5 protein-coding genes and 2 tRNA genes are annotated in these 5,818 nt (G+C 69.7%); 6 read left to right on the top strand and 1 reads right to left on the bottom strand.

What is annotated here, in order from left to right:
• A partial coding sequence (locus AA75_RS24680; protein WP_206743451.1) for a hypothetical protein occupies positions 1-249 on the top strand: 249 nt, incomplete at its 5' end.
• A 28-nt stretch (positions 250-277) separates the two neighbouring features.
• Here the strand turns inward: AA75_RS24680 and AA75_RS24675 are convergent.
• Positions 278-351 (bottom strand) — tRNA-Ile (locus AA75_RS24675).
• Positions 352-472: 121 nt separating this feature from the next.
• On the opposite strand from AA75_RS24675, the gene AA75_RS24670 reads away from it, so the two are divergent.
• The 5 genes from AA75_RS24670 to AA75_RS24650 form a co-directional block, all read left to right on the top strand.
• Positions 473-1,135, top strand: a complete 663-nt coding sequence (locus AA75_RS24670; RefSeq protein ID WP_051813244.1) for a hypothetical protein — start codon at positions 473-475, stop codon at positions 1,133-1,135.
• Positions 1,136-1,278: 143 nt separating this feature from the next.
• A complete protein-coding gene (locus tag AA75_RS24665; RefSeq protein ID WP_051813242.1) occupies positions 1,279-1,665 on the top strand; it encodes an acyl carrier protein in 387 nt (128 codons plus the stop codon).
• Positions 1,662-2,801, top strand: a complete 1,140-nt coding sequence (locus tag AA75_RS24660) for a DUF5925 domain-containing protein (protein ID WP_051813240.1) — start codon at positions 1,662-1,664, stop codon at positions 2,799-2,801. Before AA75_RS24665 ends, AA75_RS24660 begins: the two co-directional genes overlap by 4 nt.
• A 109-nt stretch (positions 2,802-2,910) precedes the next feature.
• Positions 2,911-2,994: transfer RNA gene (locus AA75_RS24655), tRNA-Leu, on the top strand.
• 126 nt (positions 2,995-3,120) lie between these two features.
• Positions 3,121-5,818, top strand: a 2,698-nt coding sequence (locus tag AA75_RS24650; protein ID WP_033822417.1) for a LuxR family transcriptional regulator, incomplete at its 3' end; no start/stop codon positions are given.

Below are 5,818 nucleotides of genomic sequence, written 5' to 3'. Positions count from 1 at the left end.
CGTCGGCAAGGGTTGGCATCAATGGCGAAGTTCGAAAAGCCACAGGCGAGTTCCGAGACGCTTCGCGGAATCCCCCTCGCAGCCGGGCCCCTGCCGGACGGTACGGAAGCAGCCTTCTACCTCCTGGAGAACGCCGGCCCCCGAGGAGCCTGGCCACTGATCGTCAAACGCGACGTACCCGGTGCCGACGGCCTCCCTGAGAAGATCGCCCCGGACACCCCGGCAGACTGCCTGAACCGGATCGAGTGAGCGCCGAGGAAGGGCTGCACCTCGTCGGTGGGGTGGGCGGGGCTCGAACCCGCGACCGGAGGATTATGAGTCCTCTGCTCTGACCTGCTGAGCTACCACCCCGCACCGTCGTTCCTGGCCGATCATCGTAGTGCTCAGCCCCGCGGACCGCCTGTCCGGTATGCCCCGGGCCCGACGGCTCCGACCGCGCGGAAGGGCCGTGGCGCGGTGAGATGCTGGAGATATGAGCCTCCGCTCGCCGGGGACGACCGACGTGATGCCGGTACCGGCACCCATGCTCGCTGTGATCGGCCTGCTGCCCGGGCCCGACAGCGAAGGGGACTACGCGTTCGAGCCACTGTGGAACGGAGCCCGGGTGATCGCCCGTTTCCCCGGGAACGGAACGGTGCAGCTGTGGTCACAGATGGCGACGGACGTCACCGCCGGCTACCCGGAACTCGTCGAGGAACTACCGGCCCTGGTGCCCACCGGGCTCCCGGCACTGCTGGACGGCGAGATCGTGGTCCTCGACGGCGCGGGCCGGCCCTCCTTCGAGTGGCTGCAACAACGCATGAGCCTCCACCACCCGGCAGCGGTCGAGCAAGTCAGACACCGGACCCCGGTCCGCCTGATGCTCTACGACGTGCTGCACCTGGGTGACCCCGTCCTCCACATCCCCTACCTCGCACGCCGCGAACTGCTGGACGACCTGCAGCTGGTCTCCGAGCACGTCCAGGCGCCGGCCTTCTGGCCGGGGATGGGAACCGAAGCCTTCGCCCAGGCGGTGCGGGAAGGCTGGGACGGAGTGGTCGCCAAACGCCTGGCCAGTCCGTACCTGCCAGGCCGCCGCTCCCGGGACTGGATAAAGATCAAAAGCTTCCCGTCCCGTCGGGCACCCGACGCCTGAGCCCTGCGACGCTCCCCGCCGGCCCACGGCCCCTTCGGACACACCCCCTCGGACGTCCCCCGGACGGGGACAGCCCGAGGACACCGGATCTTCCCGATCGTCTGCCCGAGGAGCGTGAAAGATCCATCTCCCGCCAGCGGACCATGGAGACGTCCGTCGTGCCCGTGGGGAAGGACCCAACCATGCCGCCTGGCCCCGTACCGCAACCTGCCGCCGACCCGAACCAGGAGGACGCAGCCACAGCTGAGATCCTCGACGGTCTCGTCGAAATCCTCCAACGTGATCTCGAAGTGGCGCTCGAAGACGATCCGGGCCAGCAGTCCTTCGACTCCCTGGGAATCGACTCCCTGTCACTGGTCGAGTTCGCTCTGGCGGTCGAAGACCGGTTCTCCGTACAGATCACCGACGAGGACATCCGGTCCCTGACCAACCTGGACGACGTGGTCGACCTGATCCGGGAGCAGCGGACCGAAGAAGGGACGGCAACACCTGACGTCCCCCGGTCCGAGGACGGGAACGGTGAGTCGTGACCTCCGCCCCCACCCCGCTCTGGCGAGCATCCGCGGAGGATCCCGCTCAACGCCTGCCACTGCAGTTCCTGAACGGTTCGGACAGCCCCAGGCAGGCGATCACCGCCCTCGCCCTGGCCTCGTTCGTGGACGGAACCCAACCGTACTCCTGCAGCGCAGAGATCCAGCACCTACGGGCGAAGCCGGACGGAGCCCCCGCACCCAACGACCCCCAGGTGGTGCGACGCCACACATCGGAGAGCTACGACATCTGCATGCTCGCCGGGCCCGGGTGGACGGGAACCTTCATCCGCAACCTCAAGTGCTCGACGTCCGTCGAAGGCCAGGTCCAGGTCACAGCCGCCACCCCCGACCTGGCAAGGACCGTCCTCGCCGACATCGTCACCGCCTACGGCCAGAACCCCACCACGGACGACCACACGGTCCCGATCGGATTCTGGCACCTCTCCGACCGCGGCACGCCCACCCGGGTCTGCCGGGACATCCGTGTCCCCCGCTGGACGGACATCCGTGAGAACTACGCCGGGACCGCAGCAACCCGCTTCGACCACCTCACCGACATGACCCCCGCAGCGCTCGGCGGATCCATCGTCCTGATGTACGGACCCCCTGGCACCGGGAAGACCACCGCCCTGCGATCACTCGCCCGATCCTGGCGGAGCTGGTGCGGATTCGAATACGTCCTGGACCCCGAGAAACTGTTCTCCTCCTCCGGCTACCTGATGACCGCAGCCGTACCGACCACCCCACGCGACTCCGAATGGAGCGCACTGATCCTGGAGGACTGCGACGAACTCCTGCGCTCCGACGCCAAGAGTTCCACCGGCCAGGGAATGGCCCGGCTGCTCAACCTCAGCGACGGCATCCTCGGACAAGGCGGCCGAACCCTTCTCATCATCACCACCAACGAGGACGTCCACCGCCTGCACCCCGCGATCGTCCGACCCGGCCGGTGTCTGGCCCAGGTCGAAGTGGGTCCCCTGAACCAGGAGGAGATCAGCCGCTGGAACGAGGGTGCAGCCGACGACCTCAAAGCCCCCGCCACCCTGGCACAGCTCTACGCCCACGCCTCCCGCACACCGGCCGTACTGCTGGACCCGAAACGGACCCAGGAGTTCACCGGCGTCTACCTCTGACGCCTCTGACGCACGCTCGTCCGCCCGCGCACCGGGTGAACACCACCGGCGCCCGCGCCGCGCCGCCGGGACGAAGACCCACCAGAGATACGCTTGGCTGAACAGCGCGAGGTAGCGTGGCGGAACTGGCAGACGCGCCGGATTCAAGTCCCGGTGCCCGACGGGCGTGAGGGTTCGACTCCCTCCACTCCTACCCGAACGGACGACCTCGTCGAGCAGCCCCACCAAGAGCCGCCCGCGTGTTCTGCCGGTACCAGGAGAACGCCTGAGGTTGTATGCAGGTCCCGCCGACGACAGGCGAGGAGAACGGGGCAGCACGATGGAGTCCGCCTATGCCGAGTTCGTGGGACGCGGCACCGAACTCACCACGGTGGCCGAGTGCGCCGCCAGGGCAGCGCAAGGCGCGCCGTGCCTCGTCATGGTCGAAGGCGAAGCAGGCATCGGGAAGTCCGCCCTGGTCCGCAAAGCGGTGACCGGCCTGGAAGGCTTCTCGCAGTACTGGGCCACCTGCGATCCCGCCGAGCAGGACTACCGGTTCGGCGTAGTCGAACAACTGCTGCGCCGGGTGCCGCAGAACGAGCTCCACGGCTATCCACTGCTACCGAGGGCCACCGAAGGCGCCGCCCCCGTAGAGGTCGGGTCCGAGCTGATCCGCCTGCTGGGGGCGCTCGAAGCGCACGGCCCGGTCGCCCTCGTCGTCGACGACGTCCAGTGGATCGACGAGGCGTCGATGGGCGTGCTCAAGTTCCTGGTACGGCGATGGTGGACCGAGCGGATCCTGCTGGTGGCCACCAACCGCACCGCCCCGCCCGGCCTGCCGACGGGAATCCGGCGGACCGACGAGAAGGACGCCCCGGAACGACTGGTGGCGGCCGCGGAGCACGCCGTCGTGGTGAGCCTCGCCGGGCTGGACAGAGCCGAGGTCATCCAACTGGCGCGTGCCTCAGGCGCCCCGGACCTGGACACCGGAGCCGCCGACCGGCTACGGGATCACACCGGCGGACACCCGCTCTACCTGCGCTCGTTGTTCACGCAGGCGTCGATACAGGACCTCGCCGACCCGCACAGCACCCTGCCGGTCCCCGACTCGCTCGCCGCCACCGTGCGCCAGATCCTCGCCGGACTGAACCACGACTCCCGCGGTCTCGTGGAAGCCCTCGCAGTCCTCGACGCCCAGGTCCCGCTGGCGGTGGCCGCCGAGGTCGCAGGCGTCGACCACGCCGCGACCGCACTCGAACCCGCCCTCGCCTCCGGACTCGTCGAGTGGTGGCCCGAGAGCACGACCACACCACTACGCCTGCGCCACAACCTCCAGCGCACCGCCATCTACGAAGCCATCTCGCCCCCGCGCCGCCACCAGTTGCACGCCGCTGCGGTCCCACTTGTCGACACCAACGCATCCTGGGCCCACCGCGTCGCGGCCACCGACCACTCCGACGCCGCACTCGCCGACGAACTGCACACCGAGGCCGAACGACAGGCCACCGCCGGCCGCGGAGCCCGAGCCGCCACACTCCTGCTCTGGGCGGCAGACCTGTCCGAGAACCGGACCATCCAGGAACACCGCCTGCTGGCCGCCACCACCCACCTGCTCCAGGCCAACGACTACCAGCGCGGATACTCGCTCCAGCAGTCCATCCAGCAGTGCGCCCCTTCGGCCGCGCGCAGCACGGTGCTCGGCCGTCTCGCCTTCGGACGCGGCGACTTCGCCACGGCCGAAGACCTGCTGACCCGGGCCGTACAGCAGGCGGACGAGCACGAAGACACCGAGGCGGCCGCGCTCGCCCTCATCTGGCTCGGAGGGGTCTACGTCTGGCAGAGCCGGGGAGCAGACGCACTGACACCACTGCGCCGGGCCCTGGAACTGGGACCGTCCAACCCCCAGACCGTCGGGTACGCCGAATACCTGTGGGTCCTCGCCTCCGAGTGGATCGACGGGGCCGCACCGACCCTGCGAGGATTCGAGGCCCGGAACCCCGGCCTGCCGATGGACGCGGAGGCGGTGGAGCTGCACGACAGCGTCCTGCTGCGCGCCAGGAGTATCGCGCGTGGAGCCATGGGGCACCTGGGCGGTGCGACCCAGGACCTGGTCACGCTCACGAAGCGGCAACGCGACGGACTCGTCGTGGACGTACGGGCGACGGACCACTTCATGCTCGCCTCCCACCAGTACTGGTCGGGCCTGTGGGAGGAAGCGGTGATCAGCGCCGAGCGGGCGCTGGGCCTGGCGGCGACCAACGGACCACTGTCCGGGCGCGCGCCCGGACAGGCGGTCACCGCGATGGTCGCGGCCGGACAGGGGCGCTGGCAGGCGGCCGAGGAACACTGCCGGGCCTCCCACGACGCGGCGAAGAGCAGCGCGCTCTTCTCGGACGCCATCTACCCGGCGCTCGCGGAAGCGGTCCTGGCCCAGGCACGGGACGACCCGGACGGCATGTTCCGCGCACTGCAGCCGGTCCACGACGGCCCGCAGACCGGGAGCATGTACTCCTGGAGGTTGATCTGGCTGCCGCTGTTCGCCCAAGGGCAGATCGGCGTCGGCCGACTCGACGAGGCCGCCCGCACGCTGCTCCGCATCAGGGAGCTCGACGTCCCCAGCCTGCAGGTGGGCATCCGGTGGCTCGAAGGGCTCCTCGCCGAGGGACGCCAGGACCCCGGGGCCGCCGAACGCTGGTACCGCGAAGGCGTCGATCTCCCGGCAGCGCCGGACGACATGCCGCTCCACCGCGCCCTGATCGAACACGCCTACGGACGGCTGCTCCTGGCAACCGGCAAAGCGGGCCGCGCGGCGGAGCGGCTGCGGGCCGCCCGCAGCCGCTACGACGCGTTGGGCGCAGTCCCCTTTTCCCAGCGCGTCGAGCAGGAACTCGCCGCCGTCGGGGCGCCGACCGGCGTACGCAGTCCGCTCGGAGACCTGGCGCAGCTCACGGAACGCGAGCGTGCCGTCGCCCACCTCGCGGCCCAGGGCATGACCAATCAGGAGATCGCCAAGGAGCTCTACGTCAGTGCCAAGACCG

The organism is Kitasatospora sp. MBT63 (assembly GCF_000710465.2).
Lineage (GTDB): Bacteria > Actinomycetota > Actinomycetes > Streptomycetales > Streptomycetaceae > Kitasatospora.
The sequence above is the reverse complement of the archived record's forward strand: the minus strand, read 5'-3'. Positions and strand labels throughout refer to the sequence as shown.

What these genes read in the sequence shown, in the direction of transcription:
- AA75_RS24670 (WP_051813244.1), top strand. Translation starts at nt 473, where the DNA reads ATGAGCCTCCGCTCGCCGGGGACGACCGACGTGATGCCGGTACCGGCA.
- AA75_RS24665 (WP_051813242.1), top strand. Translation starts at nt 1,279, where the DNA reads ATGGAGACGTCCGTCGTGCCCGTGGGGAAGGACCCAACCATGCCGCCT.